This window comes from Streptomyces sp. NRRL S-646, from assembly GCF_000720765.1.
Lineage (GTDB): Bacteria > Actinomycetota > Actinomycetes > Streptomycetales > Streptomycetaceae > Streptomyces.
In genome coordinates, this window is the sequence record NZ_JODC01000038.1 from 34,172 (window position 1) to 54,903 (window position 20,732).

Annotated in this window: 13 protein-coding genes; 9 read left to right on the forward strand and 4 right to left on the reverse strand. The window is 71.2% G+C overall.

Annotated features, from left to right (window positions below):
- Nucleotides 1–17: 17 nt before the first annotated feature.
- From IH68_RS0147195 to IH68_RS0147215, 5 genes are read left to right on the forward strand one after another with little or no spacing between them, the layout of a single operon-like run.
- Nucleotides 18–4,625: a DUF6603 domain-containing protein gene (locus tag IH68_RS0147195; protein ID WP_051834106.1), complete on the forward strand. Its 4,608-nt coding sequence runs from the start codon at nucleotides 18–20 to the stop codon at nucleotides 4,623–4,625.
- A 31-nt stretch (nucleotides 4,626–4,656) separates the two neighbouring features.
- Nucleotides 4,657–5,829, forward strand: coding sequence for a Kelch repeat-containing protein (locus tag IH68_RS0147200; protein WP_030949580.1), 1,173 nt, complete (start codon nucleotides 4,657–4,659; stop codon nucleotides 5,827–5,829).
- Nucleotides 5,826–9,059 (forward strand): hypothetical protein, encoded by a 3,234-nt coding sequence (locus IH68_RS0147205; protein ID WP_030949582.1) that lies wholly within the window; start codon nucleotides 5,826–5,828, stop codon nucleotides 9,057–9,059. Before IH68_RS0147200 ends, IH68_RS0147205 begins: the two co-directional genes overlap by 4 nt.
- Complete coding sequence (locus IH68_RS0147210; RefSeq protein WP_030949584.1) at nucleotides 9,046–14,277, forward strand: hypothetical protein; 5,232 nt, start codon at nucleotides 9,046–9,048, stop codon at nucleotides 14,275–14,277. The genes IH68_RS0147205 and IH68_RS0147210 overlap by 14 nt, the downstream gene beginning before the upstream one ends.
- Nucleotides 14,270–16,138: a hypothetical protein gene (locus IH68_RS0147215; protein WP_030949587.1), complete on the forward strand. Its 1,869-nt coding sequence runs from the start codon at nucleotides 14,270–14,272 to the stop codon at nucleotides 16,136–16,138. Before IH68_RS0147210 ends, IH68_RS0147215 begins: the two co-directional genes overlap by 8 nt.
- A 9-nt stretch (nucleotides 16,139–16,147) precedes the next feature.
- Here IH68_RS0147215 and IH68_RS57535 read toward each other — a convergent pair whose 3' ends face one another.
- Nucleotides 16,148–16,342 carry a hypothetical protein gene (locus IH68_RS57535; protein WP_199932009.1) on the reverse strand — a complete coding sequence of 65 codons (195 nt, stop codon included), beginning with the start codon at nucleotides 16,340–16,342 and terminating at the stop codon, nucleotides 16,148–16,150.
- Between IH68_RS57535 and IH68_RS0147220 the strand changes: the two genes are divergently transcribed.
- Nucleotides 16,310–16,705, forward strand: coding sequence for a hypothetical protein (locus IH68_RS0147220; RefSeq protein WP_030949589.1), 396 nt, complete (start codon nucleotides 16,310–16,312; stop codon nucleotides 16,703–16,705). The two genes, IH68_RS57535 and IH68_RS0147220, sit on opposite strands and share 33 nt — an antisense overlap.
- Nucleotides 16,706–16,745: 40 nt before the next feature.
- Here the strand turns inward: IH68_RS0147220 and IH68_RS0147225 are convergent, their stop codons facing one another.
- Both IH68_RS0147225 and IH68_RS0147230 read right to left on the reverse strand, forming a co-directional pair.
- Nucleotides 16,746–16,907 (reverse strand): hypothetical protein, encoded by a 162-nt coding sequence (locus IH68_RS0147225; RefSeq protein WP_234341834.1) that lies wholly within the window; start codon nucleotides 16,905–16,907, stop codon nucleotides 16,746–16,748.
- 32 nt (nucleotides 16,908–16,939) lie between these two features.
- Complete coding sequence (locus IH68_RS0147230) at nucleotides 16,940–18,451, reverse strand: hypothetical protein (protein ID WP_030949594.1); 1,512 nt, start codon at nucleotides 18,449–18,451, stop codon at nucleotides 16,940–16,942.
- A gap of 253 nt (nucleotides 18,452–18,704) precedes the next feature.
- On the opposite strand from IH68_RS0147230, the gene IH68_RS0147235 reads away from it, so the two are divergent.
- From IH68_RS0147235 to IH68_RS54685, 3 genes are all read left to right on the forward strand, one after another.
- On the forward strand, nucleotides 18,705–19,265 hold the full coding sequence (locus tag IH68_RS0147235; protein ID WP_199932012.1) for a hypothetical protein: 561 nt from the start codon (nucleotides 18,705–18,707) through the stop codon (nucleotides 19,263–19,265).
- Between the two features lie 100 nt (nucleotides 19,266–19,365).
- On the forward strand, nucleotides 19,366–19,629 hold the full coding sequence (locus tag IH68_RS0147240; protein ID WP_030949596.1) for a hypothetical protein: 264 nt from the start codon (nucleotides 19,366–19,368) through the stop codon (nucleotides 19,627–19,629).
- A gap of 103 nt (nucleotides 19,630–19,732) precedes the next feature.
- Complete coding sequence (locus tag IH68_RS54685; RefSeq protein ID WP_078912942.1) at nucleotides 19,733–20,167, forward strand: DUF4231 domain-containing protein; 435 nt, start codon at nucleotides 19,733–19,735, stop codon at nucleotides 20,165–20,167.
- Nucleotides 20,168–20,413: 246 nt separating this feature from the next.
- Here IH68_RS54685 and IH68_RS0147250 read toward each other — a convergent pair.
- Nucleotides 20,414–20,732, reverse strand: a 319-nt coding sequence (locus tag IH68_RS0147250; protein ID WP_030949600.1) for a peptidylprolyl isomerase, incomplete at its 5' end; no start/stop codon positions are given.

Sequence of the window (20,732 nt, forward strand, 5' to 3'; positions counted from 1 at the left end):
AGGGACGGGGACTTCCGATGGCCAAGCAAGCCGGCACCCTCGGCAGCGTCGCCCTTGCCCTCGCCGGGCTCGTGCAACCCGTCCAGGGGCGATTCGGCCCTGGCGGTCCTCGCCTGTTCGCCACCGAACTGGGCCTGAAGTTCCCGCCGTCCCTCGACACCACCCCGGCCATGGTGGAGGCGAGTGGACGCGCCGACCAGCAGCTGCGGGCGATCCCGGGGCTCGCCGCCGAGCTGGCCGGTGCGCTCGACTCGGGGTCGGAGGCGGCCATCCTCGACAAGAGCGTGCGCCTGGCGGCGGCCGTCAAGCTGGCCGTGGACGCGGTAGGGGCGGTCGGCGCCGCGTTCAAGAGCGTCCCCTCGGGTAGCGGTATCCCGCCGGACGAGGTCAACAAGTTCGCCGACGCGTTCTCCGCCCGGGTCCTCGACTATCTGCTCGTCGGCGCCGCCGAGGCACGGACGGGCATCGCGGAGGCGCTCGAGTTCGTCGGCGGCATCGAGCGCACCGCCGTCGCGGCGGGAGACGCCGCGCACCCGGCCTTCGTGCGGCGCCGGGTGCACGTCGACAAGATCGCCGCGTTCATCGCGAACCCCGGCGAGCAGCTCAAGGGCCTGTACGGGTGGGGTGCCCCGGGGTTCACCGGCGTGGTCCTGCTGCTCACCATGGCCCGGATCCTGCGCGGCCTCGACATCCCCGTCATCGAGGACTCCAGCGGGTCGAGCCCGCTGCTCGACGTCGTGTTCGTCGAGGTGGTTCCGCGCAGCGACGTCTCCCCCTCCGGCCTCGCCTACAAGGTCGTCCACCCGCTGGCCCCGTTCACGCTCACCGAGTACGACGGGGGCGACTGGAAGGCCGCGTTCCAGCTCCAACTCCCGCTGCCCCTGGGCACGGAGGTCCTGCACCAAGCCGACGACCACTTCACCCTCACCCCGCCATCGGGCGAGCGGATCGAGGGCGAGCTGGCGATGGTGGTCACCGCGACCGGCCCTGGCGGCGCCCCCTATCTGCTGATCGGCCAGCCCGGCGGCAGTCGCCTCGAAGCAGCCCGGCTCGCGGCGAAGCTGGGGCTACGGCTCGGCTGGGACCCGGCGGCCGGGCACGCCACGGGCGCGGTGGTCTTCGGCGGTGAGGTCACCGGCCTCCGCCTGCTCATCGACGCCTCCCAGGGCGACGGGTTCGTGTCGACCGTGCTCGGCGGCGGCAAGCTGGACGCCACGTTCGACCTGGCCTTCGCGATGGACTCGCAGCACGGCCTGCAACTCAGCGGCAGCGGCGGCCTGGAGGTGCAGGTCCCCGTCCATGTGGAGCTGGGCCCGGTCGAGATCCAGCAGATCTATCTCGCGGCCCGGATCGGCGGCGGCAGCGTACCCGTCGAACTGTCCGCGGGATTCTCGGCGTGGCTCGGCCCGGTCAAGGCGAGCGTCGACCGGATGGGCGTCGTCGTCGACGTGTCCGTGCCCGACGGCGGCGGAAACGTCGGCCCGCTCAACCTGGACTTCGCCTTCAAGCCGCCCAACGGGGTCGGTCTCGCGATCGACGCCGGGGTGATCTCCGGCGGCGGCTATCTGTACGTCGACACGGACCGCGGCGAGTACGCGGGCGCCCTGGAGCTGGAGTTCGCGCACTTCCTCGCCCTGAAGGCGATCGGGCTCATCAGCACGCGGATGCCGGACGGCTCACAGGGGTTCTCGCTCCTCGTCGTGATCACCGCGGAGTTCGGCGGCGGTGGCATCCAACTCGGCTACGGTTTCACGCTTCTGGCGGTCGGCGGACTCATCGGCCTCAACCGCGCGATGAACCTACAGGCCCTCACGGAAGGCGTACGCACCGGCCGCATCGACTCGGTGATGTTCCCGCACGACGTGGTCGCCAACGCCCCGCGGATCATCAGTGACCTGCGGGCCTACTTCCCGCCCGAGCAGGGCAAGTTCCTGATCGGGCCGATGGCGAAGATCGGCTGGGGTACGCCGACGCTGGTCAGCGTCTCGCTCGGCGTCATCATCGAGATCCCGGGGAACCTCGCGGTCCTCGGCGTCCTCACGTGCGTACTCCCCACAGAGGAGTTGGCGCTCCTCGTGCTCCAGGTGCAGTTCATCGGGGCGATCGAGTTCGACAAGTCGCGGCTGTGGTTCTACGCCCAGCTCTTCGACTCCCGCATCCTGACGATGACCATCGACGGCGGCATGGGGCTGCTCGTCGCGTGGGGCGACAACCCCGATCTGGTGCTGACGGTCGGCGGTTTCCATCCGTCGTTCAAGCCCCCCGCGCTGCCCTTCCCCGTACCCAAGCGCCTGTCGGTCGACATCATCAACATGCCGGGGCGACTCATCCGGGTCTCCGGCTATTTCGCCGTCACCAGCAACACCGTCCAGTTCGGCGCCCATGCCGAACTGCGCCTGGGTTTCGACGACTTCGGGATCGAGGGGCAGCTCAGCTTCGACGCGCTGTTCCGCTTCTCGCCGTTCGCGTTCGTCATCAGCATCTCGGCCAGTGTCTCGCTGAAGGCGTTCGGTGTCGGACTGTTCGGTATCGACCTGCGGTTCGAGCTGGAGGGCGTTTCGCCGTGGCGGGCGCACGGGCGTGGCTCGATCTCCCTGCTGTTCTTCGAGATCTCCGCCGACTTCGACATCACCTGGGGCGAGGAGCGCACCACCACACTGCCCCCGGTCGAGGTGCTGGCGCTCCTGGCGGGCGAGATCCTCAAGACGGAGGGCTGGGAGACCCGGCTGCCCAGCGGCGGCACCCATCCCCTGGTCACCCTGCGCCAACTCGCCGACACCGACCGGCTCGTGCTGCATCCCCTCGGCACCCTCTTCGTGCGTCAACGGTCCATCCCGCTCGGTGTCCGCGTCGACCGGGTCGGCGCGCAGCGGCCCAGCGACGGCAAACGCTTCACGGTCAGCCCGGATCCGACCGGCGGCCTCGTCCAACTCTCCGTCACCGGAGACAAGTTCGCGATGGCCCAGTTCCAGGACATGGACGACGCCGCGAAGCTCTCCAAGGCGCCGTACGAGAATCAGGACGCGGGCCTGGAACTGAGCGCCGCGAAGGAGGCCCTCGCCTCGGTCCGCGCCGTGCGCCGCAGTGCCCGCTACGAGCTGCACATCATCGACAGCCGCACCCCGGGGACCGCCCCCGCCACCTTGGCCGCCGTGCAGGAAGCGTCCCCGCCGCCGACCACGCCGAAGCGGTTCCAGAACGTCAGCCCGGCCCTCTTCAACCGCCTCCTGGAGGGTTCGAGCACGAGCCGCTCGCCGCTGTCGCGCACGGACGCCGAGCGCCGCCAGCCGTTCGCGCCGGAGGACACCGTGCGGGTCACCGGGCAGCGGTTCGCGGTGGCGTACGTACGCAACAATCTCCAAGCCTTCCCGCCGACCGCCGATGTCGCCCAGGGCGGGACCAGTTTCCGCAGCGAGACGACGGCCGCCGACGCGCTGGACGGGTGGGTCGTGGCCGATCCGTCCCTGGCGGGCAAGCTGCACGTCATCCCGGAGTCGGAGGTCGCCGCGCCGCTCACCGCGCCCGGCACCTGGTCGCCCGAGACTCCCGCACCTGCCGAGACGACGGAGACCGACGCGGTACGTCTGGCGGGCGGCATCGTGCTGGTCGCAGCGGGCCGGGACCGTGCCGGGACGGCCGTGGCCACGGCCGCGCTGTTCGACCCGGTACGCAAGACCTGGAAGGCCGCCAAATCCCTGCTCGCGGGCCGGCGTCGGCACAGTGTCACGCTGCTCGCTGACGGCCGGGTCCTGGTGGCGGGCGGCCGGGGCACGGAGGGCGCGGTGCTGGCGTCGGCCGAGGTGTACGACCCGGTCGCCGACGCCTGGACGGCGCTCGCGCCCATGGCGACGGCCCGGGCCGCGCACTCGGCGACCTTGTTGAGCACCGGGAAGATCCTCGTCGCCGGAGGTATCGGCGTACACGGCCGCTCCCTGTCCTCGGCCGAGCTCTTCGACCCGAAGACCGGCAAGTGGGAGGCGACGAAGCAGCCGATGAGCGATGCCAGGGCCGGGCACCAGGCCGTGGCGCTGCGTGACAGCGGGCGCCATGTCCTGGTCGTCGGGGGCGAGTTGGCGACCGGCGGCGACGCGGCTGCGCTCGCGTTCTGCGAGCTGTACGACCCGGTCGCGGGCGCCTGGGCCCCGGCCGCGAGCCTCGGCACCGCCCGCAAGGGCCATCGGGCGACGCTGCTGCCCGACGGGTCGGTCCTGGTCACCGGCGGCGACGCACCGGGGCTGCCGGTCGCGGGCCGGTTCGGCCTCGGCAGCCTTGACTCGGTGGAGCGCTACGACCCCAACGCCAACACATGGACGGCGGTGGCGAGTCTGCCCGGCGGCAACCGCAGCGGGCACCAAGCCGTACTCCTTCGCACCGGCAAGGTCCTGGTCACCGGTGGCGCGGCCGGGCCCTCCTTCGCCGCGGGGTTCCGCGCCGCGACGCTCTACGATCCGGCCGCCCGTACCTGGACCGCCACCGGCGGACTGGCCACGGGGCGCCGGGACTTCACCGCCCTGGAGCTGGCCGACGGCCGGGTCCTCGCTGTCGGCGGCCTCGTACGGACCGGGGCCCCGGCACCGGACGGCACCGACGTCCTGACCGCCACCACCGAGATGTACACGCCCTGACTCCGGTCACCACCACGAAGGGTTCGACCTCATGACCAGTCCCACGCTGGCGGCCACCGGAGCCTGGACGAAGACCGGTGACCTGCCCGCGGCTGCCAGTTGGTACGGCCAGTGCGACGGGCCCGTGCTGCTCAAGAACGACAAGGGTGTGCTGCTCGCCGGCGGCGCGGACGCCAAGGGCGTCGCGGTCAACACGACCGCGGTCTACAACCCGACGGCCAAGACATGGACGGCAGGCCGCACCCTCCAGTTCCCGCGCCGCCTGCACACCGTGACGCTGCTCGACAGCGGGAAGGTCCTGGTGGTCGGCGGGACCAGCGGCTCCTCGCCGCTGTCCCCCTCCCTCACGTCGGTCGAGTTGTACGACCCTGCTGACGGAAGCTGGAAGGCGGTCGCCAGCCTGCGCGAGGCGCGCCGCGGCCACCACGCGATCCTCCTCGCGAACCACAAGGTCCTGGTGACGGGCGGGCTCACGACCCGGTCGGGCGACTCGGCCAAGGCCCTGGCCACGGCCGAGATCTACGACCCGGACGCCGACACCTGGACGCCGACGAAGCAGCCGATGACCGACGCCCGCACCGGGCACAGCGGCGTCCTGTTCAAGGGCGGCCAGGTGCTGGTCGCCGGGGGCACCGCGCCGATCTCCGGCGCCGACGCCGCGTCCCTCGCGTTCTGCGAGCTCTACAACCCCACTGCCGACACCTGGACTCCGGCCGGGAATCTGCTGCAACCCCGCAGCAGGCACCAGCTGGTGCTCGCGTCGGACACCACGGCGCTGGTCGTCGGCGGTGCTACCCCGGGCACTCCGGGCGACGGCACCTTCGACCCGTTCACCCGGCTCACCGTCGAGCGCTACGACCTCGCCACCGACAAGTGGACCGCCCGGGCAGCCTCCCCGGGCGGCCGCGGCTTCCACCGGGTCGTCCCGCTGAGGTCGGGCACGTTCCTGGTGGCCGGCGGCACCGCCGACGAGCACAACGGCGTCGGCTACCAGAGCGCCCTGATCTACGACAACGCCACCGACACCTGGACCGCCGCCGCAGGTCTCACCACCGGCCGCTGGGCGTTCGCGGCGGCAGCACTCGCCGACGGCAAGGCCCTCGTCACCGGCGGCACCGTCGTCTCCGGCATCGCGGGCGTGGACCCGGACACCGCCCAACTCAGCGCCACCACCGAGGTGTTCGCCCTCGGGGGCGCCTCGTGAGCCCCAACGCCTACTCGTTCCTGCCGTGGCTGCGCGCGGGCATCGCCACGAAGATCACCAAGGCGCCGGTCGCGCCCGCCACCCGCGCCGACTTCCTCGCGAAACTCATCCTTCACGGCGACCCGCTCCAGGGCACCCAACAGATCGACAGGCCGGTCCAGCAGCCGATCCAGCTGTACGGGCCCGGCGACGTCATCGGCGTCGATCCACGGGCCATCTGCCGCACCGAGCCACGCCCCTGGATCACCAACGTCGAGCCCAACTACCTCGCGCACATCGAGTTCTACGAGGAGGACTTCCTCTGGACCTACAGCCCGGCCGTCCCGGACGACAACGGCAGACTGCTGCCGTGGCTCGCGCTGATCGTCCTTGAGGGCCCCAACGAGGCAGGCGATCCAGGGGAGTTCGTCGAGGGATCGCTGCCCGGCCGCCCGCTGCCGTACATCACTGTCACCAACCCGGCCGCGACCCTGCCCCGGGCCGACCAGCTCGGCGCCTGGGCGCACGTGCACGTCAACGGTGAACTCGACGACCGGATCCTGTCGGACGAGCAGAGCATGCCCGCCGTCCTGTCCCAACTCCGCCAGGTGCTGCGCAACAACCCGGACCAGGCCTGTGCCCGGCTGATCTGCCCGCGCCACCTCCAGCCGAACCGGCCCTACCACGCCTTCCTCGTGCCCACCTTCGAGACCGGACGGCTCGCGGGGCTCGGCTTCCCGCCCGTGGTGCCCAACGCACAGGGACCGCTGTACTCAAGCTGGGGGCCCAACTACCAAGGCCGCCAAGGTGTCGGTCAACTCCCCTACTATCACCGCTGGTTCTTCGCCACGGGTGCCGCCGGAGACTTCGAGTACCTGGTCCGACTCCTCAAGCCGCGCAAGCCCGACGACCGGGTGGCGCGGCGGGACTTCGACGTCCAGCGGAAGGCCGGGCCCGGGCTGCCGCCGATCACCACGCCCGCGGGGCTCGGCGGGGTGTTGCGGCTCGGCGGGGCGCTGCGCATCCCCGACCGCAAGCAGGACCTGTGGGACAACTGGGACGGCCGTTTCCCCGCGCCGCCGCCACCGCCCCCTCCGCCGCCTCCGTATCCGCACCCCTTCCAGGAGGCCCTCGCCGGGCTCGTCAATCTGGCCGACGACTACCTGGAGCACACCCCGGCCGCGGCGCACGCGAACCTGGCCGGGGCGCCCGAGCTGCGGTTCCTCGCGGACGAGGTCGACCCGGTCATCACTCCGCCGCTGTACGGCAAATGGCACGCCCAGACGTCACGGCTGCTCCACGAACGCGACGGCACTCGGATTCCGGCCCCGCGTAACAAGAACTGGGTGCACCGGCTCAACCTGGACCCCCGGTTCCGTATCGCGGCGAACTTCGGCACGCAGGTGGTGCAGGCCCGCCAGGAGGAGTTCATGGCGGCGGCCTGGGCGCAGGTCGGCGACGTCCTGGAGGCCAACAACCGCATCCGGGCAGCCCAGTTGGCGCGCGAGGTCGGGCATGTACTGCAGCGCAAGCACCTGTCCCCACCGGCCGCGTCCGCCGACTCGGCCGCAGCGCCCGCCCCGTCGGGCCGGGCGCTGCGGCTGACCGCGCCCGCCGGTCCCCGGGTGACTCCGTCGACCGGAGCGGCCGCGCTCACCGCCGGTCTCCAGGAGCTCGGCGAGAGTCTGGCCGTCGGGTTCCAGGTGGCCGCGAGCCAGGTCTCGGCGGCCCCGGTGTCCCCCGAAATGCGGCGCATCATGCGGCCCGGGTCGCCCCTCATGCGGACCCTGTTCAGCGCCGCGGAACCCGACGACCTCGTACCGAAGATGGACCGGGCGACCGGCGCGGTCACCGCCGCGGCCCCCAAGAAGACACCGGCCGCGGTCGTCACCCCCGAGCAGCTCGACGGCATCCTCCATCCGCGACCACTCGGTCTGGCGGAGGACGATCCGGTCGACCGGCTCGCGACCAGCTCCCACTTCGTCCTCAGCGTGCCCGACGAACACATCGTGCCGCCCACCGGCGGCGACGACAGCCGGGAGGCGCAGTTGTTCAAGGACGGGCTGCGGGACATCTACCGGGGCTGGGACGACGCGGCGGTCGGCGGGCGGACGCCGGAGCGACCGCTCCTCGGCGTGGCGGCCGCCACCGGCCAGATGCTCGACGGGCTGCGGGCCGACGAGACCGTACCCAAGAGCCTGCTCGCCTCGGTGCGGCTGCTCAGCGAGCGCCTGGAACCGTTCGCGAACCGGTTCATCCCGGTGATGGCGTATCCCGTGATCGACCTGCCGATGTTCCAGGCGCTGATCGACCTGTCCGCGGACACGTTCGTGCCGAACCTCAACCTGGTCCCGCCCAACTCGATCACGCTCCTGGAGACCGACCAGGAGTTCATCGAGGCGTTCATGGTGGGCCTCAACCACGAGATGGCCCGCGAGCTGCTGTGGCGCGAGTTCCCGACCGACCAACGGGGCACGCCCTTCCGGCAGTTCTGGGATCCGCGTCCCGCTCCCGCACTGCCCGGGGAGCCACCCGAGGTGCGCAAAGAGCGGCTGTACGACATCACGCGCATCGCCGAATGGGCCCCGGACACGGAGCTCGGCACCCACGACAACCGGGACGTCGGGCAGACACAGGAGAACGAGCTCGTCCTGGTGATCCGCGGCGAGCTCCTCAAGAAGTACCCGACTGCCGCCGTCTACGCGCACAAGGCCGACTGGGCCCGTGACGAACAGGGCGTTCCGCACCCGGAGTTGGAGCGGGTGCTCGCCGACTTCCCGGACCTGGAGCACCCGCCCACGGATCTGGTCAGGCTGCCGATCTACGAGGCGAAGGTCGACCCCGACATCACGTTGCTCGGCTTCGATCTGACCTCGAAGGCGGCGCGCGGGCACGTGCCTGACGACCCGGGGTGGTTCTTCGTGCTCAAGGAGCGGCCGGGCGATCCGCGGTTCGGGGTCGACGAGGGTCAGGAGGAGACTCCGGTCGAGGTGTGGAACGACCTGTCCTGGAAGGACGTCGACCCGCATGACCGCCGCTTCATCGAGCTGGACCCGGCCGTCACCGTGCCGCTCGTGCCGTTCGACGGGTCCGAGGACGACCCGGAGAAGCAGGAGCAGCGGCGCGAGGACATCGCACTGCCGCTGTGGAACGCGCGGCTGAGCTCCGCCGACATCGCCTACATGCTGTTCCAGGCGCCGGTACTGATCGCCGTACACGCACAGGAGATGTTGATCGATGCCGCTCAGTGACGACTTCCCGGTGCTGCTCGGGCCCGTCCGACTGGAGACGCGGTTCACCGCGACCGAACTCCTCGTGCGGGTGTTCCCCGACGAGTGGGCGATCGACAAGTCCGAACCGCTGCCCAGTGAGGCCGAGTTCGGGGCGCTCAGCGCGTACTGGACGGCGCTGTGGCGGGCAGGCGGCGACGCCGTCGCCGAGCAGGCGGCCTGGCACGAGTTCACCAGGCGGGTCGCGAGCGGCCGGGCCACGTGGCTGGTGGCCACGTACCCACCCGCCAACCGCCCCGACAAACCGGCGAACGTACCTGCCGACACGACGGTCCTGGTGATCGTCAGTCCTGCGGCGCTGCCCGCGAACGACCGGCAGCCGACGGTCACGTACTGGACGGCCGTATGGCGGGCGCACGGGGACCGCGTCAAGCTGCGGGCCGCCGAGGCCGCACTGCTCAGCGCTGTCGGGGCCGCCCGCGCCAAGGCCATCCGGGCCCGCCCGCCGTCCGGCGTCGACGCGGCACCGGCCAACCCGCACGACGGGGTCGTCGTGGCCTTCATGGTGCTGCCCAGGCCGACGCTCGCCCCCGACTCGTGGACCACTCCGGCCACCGCCCGGCTGCTGCCCGACCGGTTCGTCGTGTTCGGCTACCGCGACGGGCAGCAGGTCATGACGGCGACCGGCGCGCCCATCACCGGGGATCTCAAGGTCAGCCCCGACCCGGGCGCCACCGACCAGTTGAAGATCGACGAGACGACCGGCGTCCTGCACGTCCCCACCGACCTGTTGTGGCTGACCGACTTCGACGAGGCGGTCCGCCGGGGCATGGGCCTCAGGATCCCGCTCGACGACCACTGGCGCGGCGGCCTGCACCGCCTCGTCGTCCTCGGGCTGCGCGAGCAGAAGACCCCCGACCAGTCGGGCGCCGACCTGACCGCGCTCATCACCCGGCAGCTCCAGAGCCCGGCGGGCTACAGCCTGCTGCCCCAGGGCACCGCCACCAACAACTCCGAACAGAAACCGGCCGGTCAGGGTGCCCGCCCGGAGGCCGAGGCCGGACTGCGGTCGGTCTCGGGACTGCGCACCGAGGCGGCGCCGAGTGACTGGACCACCGTCACAGACGGCCGGCGTTTCGCCGAGCTGCTCGGTCTCGATCCGGCCGTGCTCACCGGCATGCCCAACGCCGACGGCACCGACCAGCGCGACGCCCGGGCCGCCAACACCGCCCTGTGGCCCGCCACTTGGGGCACCTTCCTGCAGACGACGCTCCACCCGATCCTGTCGCCTTCGGCCGTGGCGCAGACCAGGGACTTCTTCCTGCGCCATGTGTCGGGCCGTGGACCGTTGCCCGCTGTCAAGATCGGCAGGCAGCCATACGGGATCCTGCCCACGACCGCGTTCAGCCGTCTGGCCTGGCCGGACACGGCCGCGCCCCGGCGGGTCCTCTACCACCTCCTCAGGGAGGCCCAGAACGACTGGACCGCCGCCACCGGCAAGGTCGCCCACCTCGACAACGGCAGCACCGATCCGCACCAGCGGCTCCTCGACATCCTGGCGCTGCACCCGACGTCGGCCGAGTACCACCAGCGGTACGCGCAGAGCGTCGAGGACCTCTACAACCGGGAGAACCTGGGCGCCGCGGGCCCCACCGTCCTGGACGCCCTGCGTGACCAACTGCACATGCCGCAGCCGATCCGCGCCCTGCTGGCCCGCCTCGGCTACACCGTGCAGGACCCCGACCACCCGGACCCCGACCTCATCCGGCGGCTATTCGTCGGCACCCAGTACCCGCTGACGGGGCCGTTCGTCGACGACCGGCCGCTGTCGGAGACCGATCCCGTACGCGGCTACACGCCCGATCCCAACTCCCGCAACTATCTGCGGTGGTTGGCCGAGTTCGCGCGCACCGACCTGGAGAAGATCCGCCTGGAGGACGGCTTCGCCGACGGCCGTCCACCGGCCGCGCTGCTCTACCTGCTGCTGCGGCACGCGGTGCTGCTGGGCTGGGAGGACACGGCACGGCGCCTCGCCGTCGCCGCGGGCCGCCCGGCCGCCTCGCTCGCGGACCCGCTGTTCGTCCACATCAGGACGCAGCGGCCGGGCCAGCCCGTGCCGCCGGTGAGCGAGAGCCGTTTCCGTCAGCTCTACGCGCCCGACCAGGCTGTCACCGGAAGCGCGGACCCCGGCCTGCTCGTCCACCAGTACATCCCGAGCGTCCTCGGCACCCACCCGGCGACCACGCTGCTCGACGAGCAGACCAAGGCGATCGGGCTCCTCGCCGACCTGCCGACCGCCCGCCTGGAGCGGGTGTTCGCCGAGCACCTCGACCTTGCGACGTACCGGCTCGACGCGTGGCTGCTCGGACTCGCCAACGAGCGTCTGGCCGAACTGCGGTACGGGACCGGCGGATCGGCGCCACGTCGGGGCATCCACGTAGGCGCGTACGGCTGGCTGGAGAACGTCGCGCCGCAGACAGGGCAGCAGCTCACGCAGGTCCCGCTGACGGGCAAGGCGGCCCAGGTGTTCGGGACCACGTCCATGGCGCACGACCCGAAGAACGGCGGGTACATCCACGCACCGTCGCCCGCGCATGCGCGTACGGCCGCGGTGCTGCGGGCCGGGTACCTCGCCAACGGATCTCCGAACAACGCCAACTCCTTTGCCGTGAACCTGAGTTCGGAGCGCGTGCGGGTGGCGCTTTCCGTCCTCGACGGGCTGCGGCAGGGCCAGTCACTCAGCGCGCTGCTCGGCTACCGGTTCGAGCGCGGCCTGCACGAAGGGGCGGGCCATCCGGCCGGCGTCGAACTCGACAAGTTCCTGCCCGCGCTGCGCGGCGCCTTCCCGCTGCGCGCGGGCAAGCTGTCCGACGTCACGCCAGGACCGGGGGTGCCGCTCGACGTGGTCGAGGCCCGCAACGTGGTCGACGGTCTGGAGCTGGTGCGGCGCGCGACCCGGCCGCCGGCCGTGCCCACCTATCCCTTCGGCGCACCGAACATGCCGACGGCCACCGACGACGAGAAACGTGCGATGAACCTGGAGGTGCAGCGCCTCCTCGACCTGCACGACGCGCTCGCCGACCTCGCCGTGGCCGAGGGCACCCACCAGGCCCTGCTCGGCAACACCGAGCGCGCGGCGGCGACCCTCGACGCGTATGCCAAGGAGGGCTTCCCGCCGGATCCCACGGTGGTGCAGACCCCGCGCAGTGGCGTCACCCTCACCCACCGCTTCGCTCTTCAGCTGACCTCGGGGCTTCGCCCGGGCGCGTCCCCGCGCGCGATGGCGGAGCCCGCGGTCGACGCCTGGCTTCCGGCTCTGCTGCCGAACCGCCTGGAGGTGGCCGTCCTGGTCACCTGGACCGACCCCGTGGACGGCGACGCGCAGAGCCGGGTCGTCACGCAGTCCGACCTCGGCCTGCAACCGATCGATCTGCTGTGGGCGCTGCGTCCTGCGGGCGAGAGCGCGATGACGGACCTGGACGACCGGATCATCGGCTTCGTCGTCGACCGGGACCGGCCACGCCCCGACGCACAGCTCACCATCCGCTACACCCGCCAAATCCCGGGAAAGATCACCCTGTTCGAGCTGTCGCCGTTGGTGGACGCGCTGCGGTCACTGGTGACCACGGCCCGCCCGCTGCGGCCCAGCGATCTCGTGGCCACGGCCGGGACCACAACGGTCGACCGGTCCGCCGACGAGGCCGTGTCCCTGCCCCGGCAGCGGCCGGCCGCCGTCCGCGAGGCCCTCGACGGTCTGCGGACCGACGTGATTGCGTACATCGCCGATCTCGCGCCGCTGTACCCGGCCGACCCGGCGCCCCCGCACCGCGACGACCTGATCCAGAACATCGACTCCTTCCTCACCCGGTACGCCGAACTCGTCGCCACCGCAGGCCAGTTCGGCATGATGCGCAGCGGCTGGGGCGAGCTGACCGGCTGGCGCCGCAAGGTGTTCGCGGACGTGCTGGCCGCGGTCGCCGTGGCCGCGGCGCGGATGGGCCAGTCCCTCGCCCAGGCGGACGCGCTCCTCACGCGCTACGACGCACTGCCGCAGGCCGCCGCGGACGCGGACCGCTTCGCCCTGCTGGAGCAGGCCGAGCGGCTGCTCGCGACGCAGCCGACCAGCCCCCGGCCCGCGCGCCCCGCGCAACTACGCGCCACGGTCGCCAATCGGCGGGCGGCGTTCAACAACCGGCTGCGGGACCTCAAGGACGTGGCGACCACCCGTACGACGACGCTGAGCGGGCTGCTCGCCGAGGTGGCCGATCTGCTGCCGCTGACCGCGTTCGACCCGACCGGCCTCGACCTGACCCCGTTCGTGGACCGGGTCGTTGCCTTCGGCCACGATCTCCTCACCCGGGCCCAGGCGTTGAAGAAGGACACCGACGACCGGATCAAGGGCGCGGACGCGTCGCTGCTCGCGTACGACGCCGCGGTGACGGGACCCGACCAGGTCCTGGCCGCGACCGACGCCCTCAAGTCGCTGCTCGGACAGGACGTCCTGGTCGTACCGGAGTTCACCCCGTCCGACCCGCTGGCGGCGGAGTGGAAGAAGGCCCGCAACGACAGCGCCCGGCTCGTCAAGCACCTCGGCGACGACTTCGACCGGGACTTCCCGGTCGACGACTGGGTGCACGGCATGGCACGCGTACGGGAGAAGCTCCGCCTGTGGGAGAAGTCCGTCGCGCTCGGGGACGCACTGCGCGGGCCCGGCGGACTGCTCGGCAACATCGCCGGATGGCAGGAACCGGCCCTGACACCGGTCCAGTTGCCCTACCGGGAGGACGACCACTGGCTGGCCATGGAGTTCAAGGCGGGCACCCGGATCGTCGAGGACAGGCTGCTGTTCACCGCGCACTACGCCACCGAACCGCTCCTCGGCACGGCGCAGCGTTGCGGCCTGCTCCTGGACGAGTGGACCGAGGTGATCCCGGCCGAGCGCGAGACCACCGGGATCGCGGTGCACATCGACCGTCCGGACTCCGAGCCGCCCCAGGCGCTGCTCCTGGTCGTCCCGCCCGTGAAGAGCCAGACCTGGAAGTGGGACGACCTGCTGGCCGCCGTCAACGAGACCCTCGACCTGGCCAAGATCCGGGCCGTCGAACCGCACCACCTCGACGACACCGCGTACGCCCAACTGCTGCCCGCCACCGTCCTGTCGGCGACCCGGCAGCCGATCACCATCAGCACTGATCTCGCCGTCTCCAACCTCCGGTGGAAGGCCCAGGCCCATGGCTGAGCCCCGTATCGACAACCTCCGGGCGGCGCTCGACGGCCGCACAGCGCCGACCGTCGGCCTGTGGAACCGGCTCGAGGGCAGGCCCCGCACCACCGACTTCGACCGGGCGCTGCGCGCGGAGGTCCGCGACCCGCTGTGGATGCTCACGCGGCAGTGGCAGCTCGGCGAGTTCCGCGGCGCGGACGCCGGGTCACCGGTCACCGCAACGTACTCGGTGAACACCACAACGCCGACCCGGTTCCGGCCCGCGGGCGGCGCCGTCGAACCCCTGCCGTCCGACCGGCCGTTGGAGACGGTCGCCGAGCGGCGGGCCCTGCCGTTCGCGTTCGGCGCCGACCGGATCTCCTTCGACCTGCGCCTGGCCATCGGCCGCCGCTGGATGAAGCTGCTCGCCCAGAACCTGCTCCTCAACGTCGTCAGCCTGAACGTGCGCGGCAAGTACATCGCGCGCTACCCCATCGCCCTGCCCGACCCGACCGTCGACGCCGACACCCCGCGGGTGGCACACCCCGAGGTCTGGTCGACGATGCAGGCGCTGGCGGGGCGACGGATGGACGGGTACGAGTTCTATCTGTTCCTCAAGGGCGGCGGGGCGGCCTACGACGGCATCAGCGGCCTGCTCGGGCTGCACCGCAACGAGCTGGTGCGGCTCAGCAAACGCCTGGTCGCCTGGTTCGACGCACTGATCGACCAGCCCACCGTGGACCCCAACTCCCATACGACCAATGCCACGTGGGACCCACGCCGCCTCGAGCACCGCTTTTCCGTCTCGGCCCGCCCGCCCGAGGGCGGGACCGCCACGGAGAAGGTCCTGACCGCGCAGGAGTACCCCGGCGGGACCCTCGACTGGCACGCCTTCTCGATCGACCCCAAGGGCCCGCTCGGCGGCACCGGTCCCGCCGCGGCCGCCCTGCACCGCACCGTCTTCCCCGCGCCCGTCCGCTTCTCCGGCATGCCGCTGCCCCGCTGGTGGGCCCTGGAGGACGAGCGCACCAACTTCGCCGCGGTACGCCCGGACAGCACCGACCTCGCGCGGCTGATCTTCCTGGAGTTCGCTCTCGTCTACAGCAACGACTGGTACCAGCTCCCCTGCGACCTGCCCGCCGGGACACTGGCCTCCATCCAGGGGCTCGCGGTGACCGACGTCTTCGGGCAGCAGCGGTGGATCACACCCGCCGGTTCGGGCAGCGACGCGAACTGGCAGCGCTGGACGATGTTCACCCTCGACACCATCGGCGACGACGACATCGCGGCGGACACCAGTCTGCTGCTGCCGCCGAGCGTGCCGAAGGTCGCCGAAGGCCCGGTCCTGGAGGAGGTGTCACTCATCCGGGACGAGAGCGCAAACATGGTGTGGGGCGTGGAGCAGACCGTGCGCCTCGCCACCGGCGAGTCACGGCGCGGCAGCGAGGTCGCCGCCGAGATCCTCGCCCACCGCCTCGTCCTGCATCCCCCGCCCACGCCTCCGGCTCCGGTCGCGCCGGTCAGGTACGAGGCGATGAACTCGGTGCCCGAGAACTGGATCCCCTTCGTCCCCGTGCACACGCCGGGCCAGAACCGCGACATCCAGCTCCAGCGCGCCGCCATGCCGGGCGTCGTCGACGGCCTGCCGGTCCGTCCCCGTACGTCCCTGCTGCGCGAGGGGTTCGACGCGCGACTCCAGTACTTCGTCAACGAGGAGGAGGTGCCGCAGTCCGGCACCAGGCTCACCGTGTCCTACAACCGGACCCGCTGGCGCGATGGCCGGGTCTCCGTCTGGCTCAGCGCCCAGCGCGGCGTCGGCCGCGGCGAGGGCCACAGCGGCCTCGCCTTCGACTTCCTCGCGGACACAACACCGCCGAAGTCGGGGGACACGCCATGATCGCAGGGATCAGCGCTCCGGCTCGACGGCCGGCGTGCGCCCCGCCGAACGCAACACCACGGCGTCACCGAAGAGCGCGGCAACAGCCAGGCCCGCGCCTTCGCTCTGGCCTTCACCGACCCGGTCGTCGCCGACGACGAACTCGCCCTCGCTGAGCAGCTTCTGGCCGACGTGGGACTGCGCGCCACGACCCTGATCACCCATATCGCGGCGCTCGCACGCGACGCCGGCCGCACCGACGCCGACGTCGACGACCGCGCCCAGATGCTGCGCGCCGACATCCGTACAGCGGGCGTGACGTACACCGAGCTCGCCCTGGACCTCGCCCTCGCCTTCCACCACGCCGTCCGCGACGACCGGGACCAGGTGGCCGCGACGACCGCCCGGCTGCGCGAGAACACCCGCGGCGGCGACTTCGCCCATTACAGCGACATCGCCGCTTTCATGGCCGACCTGCCCCTCGAGGAGGCCTCACCGGCATGCTGGATCGACGGAGCCCATCACACGCGGCGGCAATGGCGAGGCCTGGTCACCGCCCGCCGCGAGGATCTGCATAGTTCGCTGTGACCACGGCGTCGGCCCGGGCGTCTGTCCGCCCGGGCCCGGTTCAGCCGATCACGGACCGGGCGAAGGCGACAGTGCCGGCGAAGGCGCCCCCAGCAGCCAGTACTGCGACAGCCCACGCGTTCCCTGCCAGCACGGTCAGCACCCCGGCGGCCACGGAGATCTGCGCGCCCAGCATCAAGATGACCGCGGCACGCACCGTCATCAGCGGCTCCTGCGATCGGTCGGACGGCGCACTCACGGAAGCTCCTGGAAGTTGTTCTCGCGCCTGCGCCACTCCTTGCCGAGGCGGTGCAGTTTGCGTCGGGCCCGCTCTCCTTGCGCCTCATCCTGCTGTACCAGGTCCGACGCTTTGGGCCACGTCATGGGGTGGTTCTCCGACCAGGCACGGACCAGGGCCTGTTCCTGCTCGTTGAGCCGGCCTGCCACGTAGCGCACCGGAGCGGTCTCGAACTGCTGGGCCCAGGGAACGAGGCGGGGGATCACCAGATCCTCCGGCCCGGGAACGGTGTCCGGCTGCTCCCAACCCTCCGGGATGTAACCGATCGAGGCACCGCGGATCTGGTGATCGCGTTCAAAGTCGCAGCCCTGGCGGGCGTACCGGACCAAAACTCTGCGCACCGACTGATCGTCGGTGAGGTCGGCCTCCTGCTCCCATGCGCGCTCGAACATCGCCACAGCCAGGGCCTGACAATGATCCTCCAGCACCGGCCACAGACGCAGGCAGCGGCGCAGGAAGTCCTTCATCGGCTCCGTGTCGCCCTTCATATACGCGTCGAAGGCGTAGCGGGCCTCGGCAAGGACGGACGGCCTCAGCCGCTTCGCCCAGTCGGCGACAGACCGGACTCCGGCGAAGAGGTTGGCCATATGGCCGCCGATGACGTCCGCCACCGGCGGCAGGGTGCGTAGGACCTCCTGCATCATCCGCGGCACTCCCACCTGGACGGCGAAGCATGGTGCGAGTGTTTCTGCCATCTTCGCCAGACTGGGTACCGGGGGAATCAGAGCCGGTAGACCTTCGAGCACCGGGGCCAGGCCGAGGTGTGACTGACGAACGAGTTCACCGAGACCGACCAGCGGCTGGAAGGCGTCAGCCATCGATGTCAGGCGAGCGGCTGATCCCACCACGCTCGCCAGGTTGCTGACCTGCGGTTCGACCACGGACAAGACCGCCCTGGCCTGGCTGAGTCCGTCCAGCAGTCCCCGCGTGTTCACGACGGAGGGCACTACCGAGTTCACGGTCTCGGACAGCGAGAGGACCTGGGGCTGCATGCCGGCCAGCGCCGACACGGCGGCATTGCGGGCCCTCGATCCGTCCAGCAGCGACTGGCCAACCATCTCTCCGATGTTGGGTAGCCGGGGAACTGCCAGCTCGATGCCGGCGAGGACCGGAGCGAGGCCGAAGTTCGCCCGCTCCGTGAACTCGCTGAGCATCTTGTTGAGACCGATCAGCGGTTGGAGGGAGTCACTGATGCCTGACATGAAGGAAGCCGTGTCCACGACACCAGCCAGGCTGCCCGAGTGCAGGACGGCGTCGTCAATCAGTGGGAAGACAGCGTGGTCCAGGTCGGGCCCGTCCATCGGCGCTGCGAGTCCGGCGTCGCCCGGATCGTCGAGCGCCACGTTTTCGGGCGAGCCGCATCCTTCCGCTGAGGCAACGAGCAGCGCTCCTGTTGCCTCGGACGGTGCTGCAGCAGGCCGCTGCTCGGCATCCTCGGGTGCCGAGTCCGACGTTGAATCCGCAGGCATCTCGGGCCTCCTTTGTCGCTTGGGTAGGTCTGTTCACCTACCTGCAGCGGGAGAGAGCTGATCCGGCACTCATCTTCCCTGCACCTGCTGTGATTCACACCACATGGCACTGTCTGGCGGCTCCCCTCTCATCAGCCCAGCACCCGCCGCTTGAAGGGGCTGGCCGATCATCACCCTGACACCGCATCACTCCACGTGGCAGGGTCGGCAGTGATCGATTCGGCAGACAGAGGGGGCTTCCGTGGAAGCACGGATGTGGGACGCACTCGTCAGCGTGGCGAAGAAGGCGTACACCGCCGGGCTGGGCGAGGGCGCGGTCCCGCGCCCGCTCATGATGCCGATGGTGCGCGGCGAGCTGGTCGGGATGATCTGGGTCCGCCCCCTCAAGGTCGGCCGGGACGCGCTCACTGGGATCGCGGAACTCTCGAACATCGCCGCCGCCGCCCGGGCGGACGAGGTCGTCCTCGCGTGGGAGACCCACGACGTCGCCACCGCCTGCGAGCTGCCCATCGTTGGCCCGGCACCGTGTCTGAACATGGTGGTGGCCACTCGCGACGGGCACGTCCTGCACCAGTTCCCCTACACCGAGCAGCTCCTGTCCCGCAGTCCCGAGTGCTGGGCATTGGTCGCCCCGGACTGGAGGCCGGCCCCCGGGCCGCAGCCCGGCGGCGAGCTGGTGCCGCCGATCCAGGCCGCGGTGGACTTCTCCTTCACCCCGATCGAGCTGGACCACCCCGACCCGTTCGGCGTCACCGTCGTGCTGATGGAAGAGGATGGCTACCGGGTGCGCCTGACCGAAGCGTTTGACCGCTGAGCCCGTGGCACGGGACTTCGACGATGACGCGATTCGCCGGATGTGAGCTGCGGACGACCTGGTCCGCGCCCGCCAGCGGGACACCAAGGAACGGATTCACGTGGTGACCACCAACCTCGTCATCGACGCCAAGGAGAAGCTCGCCCGGCGCCGGCGGCTGGACCGGATCTGGCGTGCCGGATGGGCGGTCAGCTGGCTGGTGCTCGCCGCCGTCATCGGCACGAGCATCGCCGCGCTGACCATGGGCACCCCCGCAGGGTTCATCCTGGGCGATCTGATCTGCGGGTGTCTGCTCCTGCTGTCCCTGCTGGCGCTGGTCGCGATGCGCTTCGCCGGGCGGGGCCTGCCCACCCTCCAGCGTTGAGGCGCAGCTCGCCCGCGCAGGAGTCGCTGTGGCAGCAGAAGGCCGTACGGCGCCCTGACCTGCCTCAGCGGCGACAGCTCTACTTCGAGGAGTCGCGACCGCGATCGAGAAGTACCAGGACGACAGCCGCAAGTACCGGCGGATCCACAACAGCCTGCAGTCCCTCATCATGATCGGTTCCGCGTCCACGACCACGATCGCGGCCCTGGATACCGGCAAGGAGCTGACCTGGCAGAGCGTCACCCTGACTGGGATCAGCTTCGCCATCACGGTGGCCGCGATGTTCGCCGGCTACTACAAGTTGCGCGAGCGCAGCTACTTCCTCCAGCAGGCCGCCGACGCCATCGAGCAGGAGGCCAACGCCGTTCTCCTTGGTATTGGCCCCTACAGCGAGTTCGACGACGTCGGGGAGGTTGAGGCGTTGAAGCTGTTCACCCAGCGCGTCGAGGACCACCGGAACGAACAGCGCCGCCGCCAGCAGCAGTTGGACCAGCCCGCCGACCAGGCCGCCCCCTCCAGCCAGCCACCGGTGGCCTGACCCCGGCCTCATCCCTGCCGCCGGCCTCCTCTGTGCGTCGGCCGTACGGGGACCGGCGGGGTGACGGGGCCTGGCCCCGCGTCCCGCGTCCCCAGGGCAGGAACAGGGCCAGCGCGGCCAGGACCTGCCCCAGGCCGGGAAGGATGTGCTGTAAGCCTGGTGTGCGAGGACGGCAGCCGCCCCGATGACGTGCGCTCCGGCAAGCGCGCCCAGACCGAATGCCGCCTGATCGAGCACCGCAGTTCATCAGGGCCGGCAGGACGGCCGGACGCTGAGCAGCTCGGTCCGCAGCACGGGCGTGCCGTCGACAGGCGCCGGGTCCTGCGCAGTTGGCTCGATACCGCCAGCAGCGATCTTGTCGAGCGTCTCCAGGCCGGCGGCACCGACCGTGCCGAACACCGTGTAGTTCGGCCGCAGCGCGGAGTCGCCGTAGACGACGAAGAACTGCGAACCGTTCGTGTTCGGCCCGGCGTTGGCCATCGCCAGCAAGCCGCGCCCGTAAAGGCGACGGACGCCGGTCGGATCGCTCGGTGCCGGCGGCAGGTCCACCGGCAGCTCGTCCTTG

Coding starts and splice junctions, on each gene's coding strand:
- IH68_RS0147195 (WP_051834106.1), top strand. CDS start 18: ATGGCCAAGCAAGCCGGCACCCTCGGCAGCGTCGCCCTTGCCCTCGCC.
- IH68_RS0147200 (WP_030949580.1), top strand. CDS start 4,657: ATGACCAGTCCCACGCTGGCGGCCACCGGAGCCTGGACGAAGACCGGT.
- IH68_RS0147210 (WP_030949584.1), top strand. CDS start 9,046: ATGCCGCTCAGTGACGACTTCCCGGTGCTGCTCGGGCCCGTCCGACTG.
- IH68_RS0147215 (WP_030949587.1), top strand. CDS start 14,270: ATGGCTGAGCCCCGTATCGACAACCTCCGGGCGGCGCTCGACGGCCGC.
- IH68_RS57535 (WP_199932009.1), bottom strand. CDS start 16,342: ATGGGTGATCAGGGTCGTGGCGCGCAGTCCCACGTCGGCCAGAAGCTG.
- IH68_RS0147225 (WP_234341834.1), bottom strand. CDS start 16,907: ATGACGGTGCGTGCCGCGGTCATCTTGATGCTGGGCGCGCAGATCTCC.
- IH68_RS0147230 (WP_030949594.1), bottom strand. CDS start 18,451: ATGCCTGCGGATTCAACGTCGGACTCGGCACCCGAGGATGCCGAGCAG.
- IH68_RS0147235 (WP_199932012.1), top strand. CDS start 18,705: ATGTGGGACGCACTCGTCAGCGTGGCGAAGAAGGCGTACACCGCCGGG.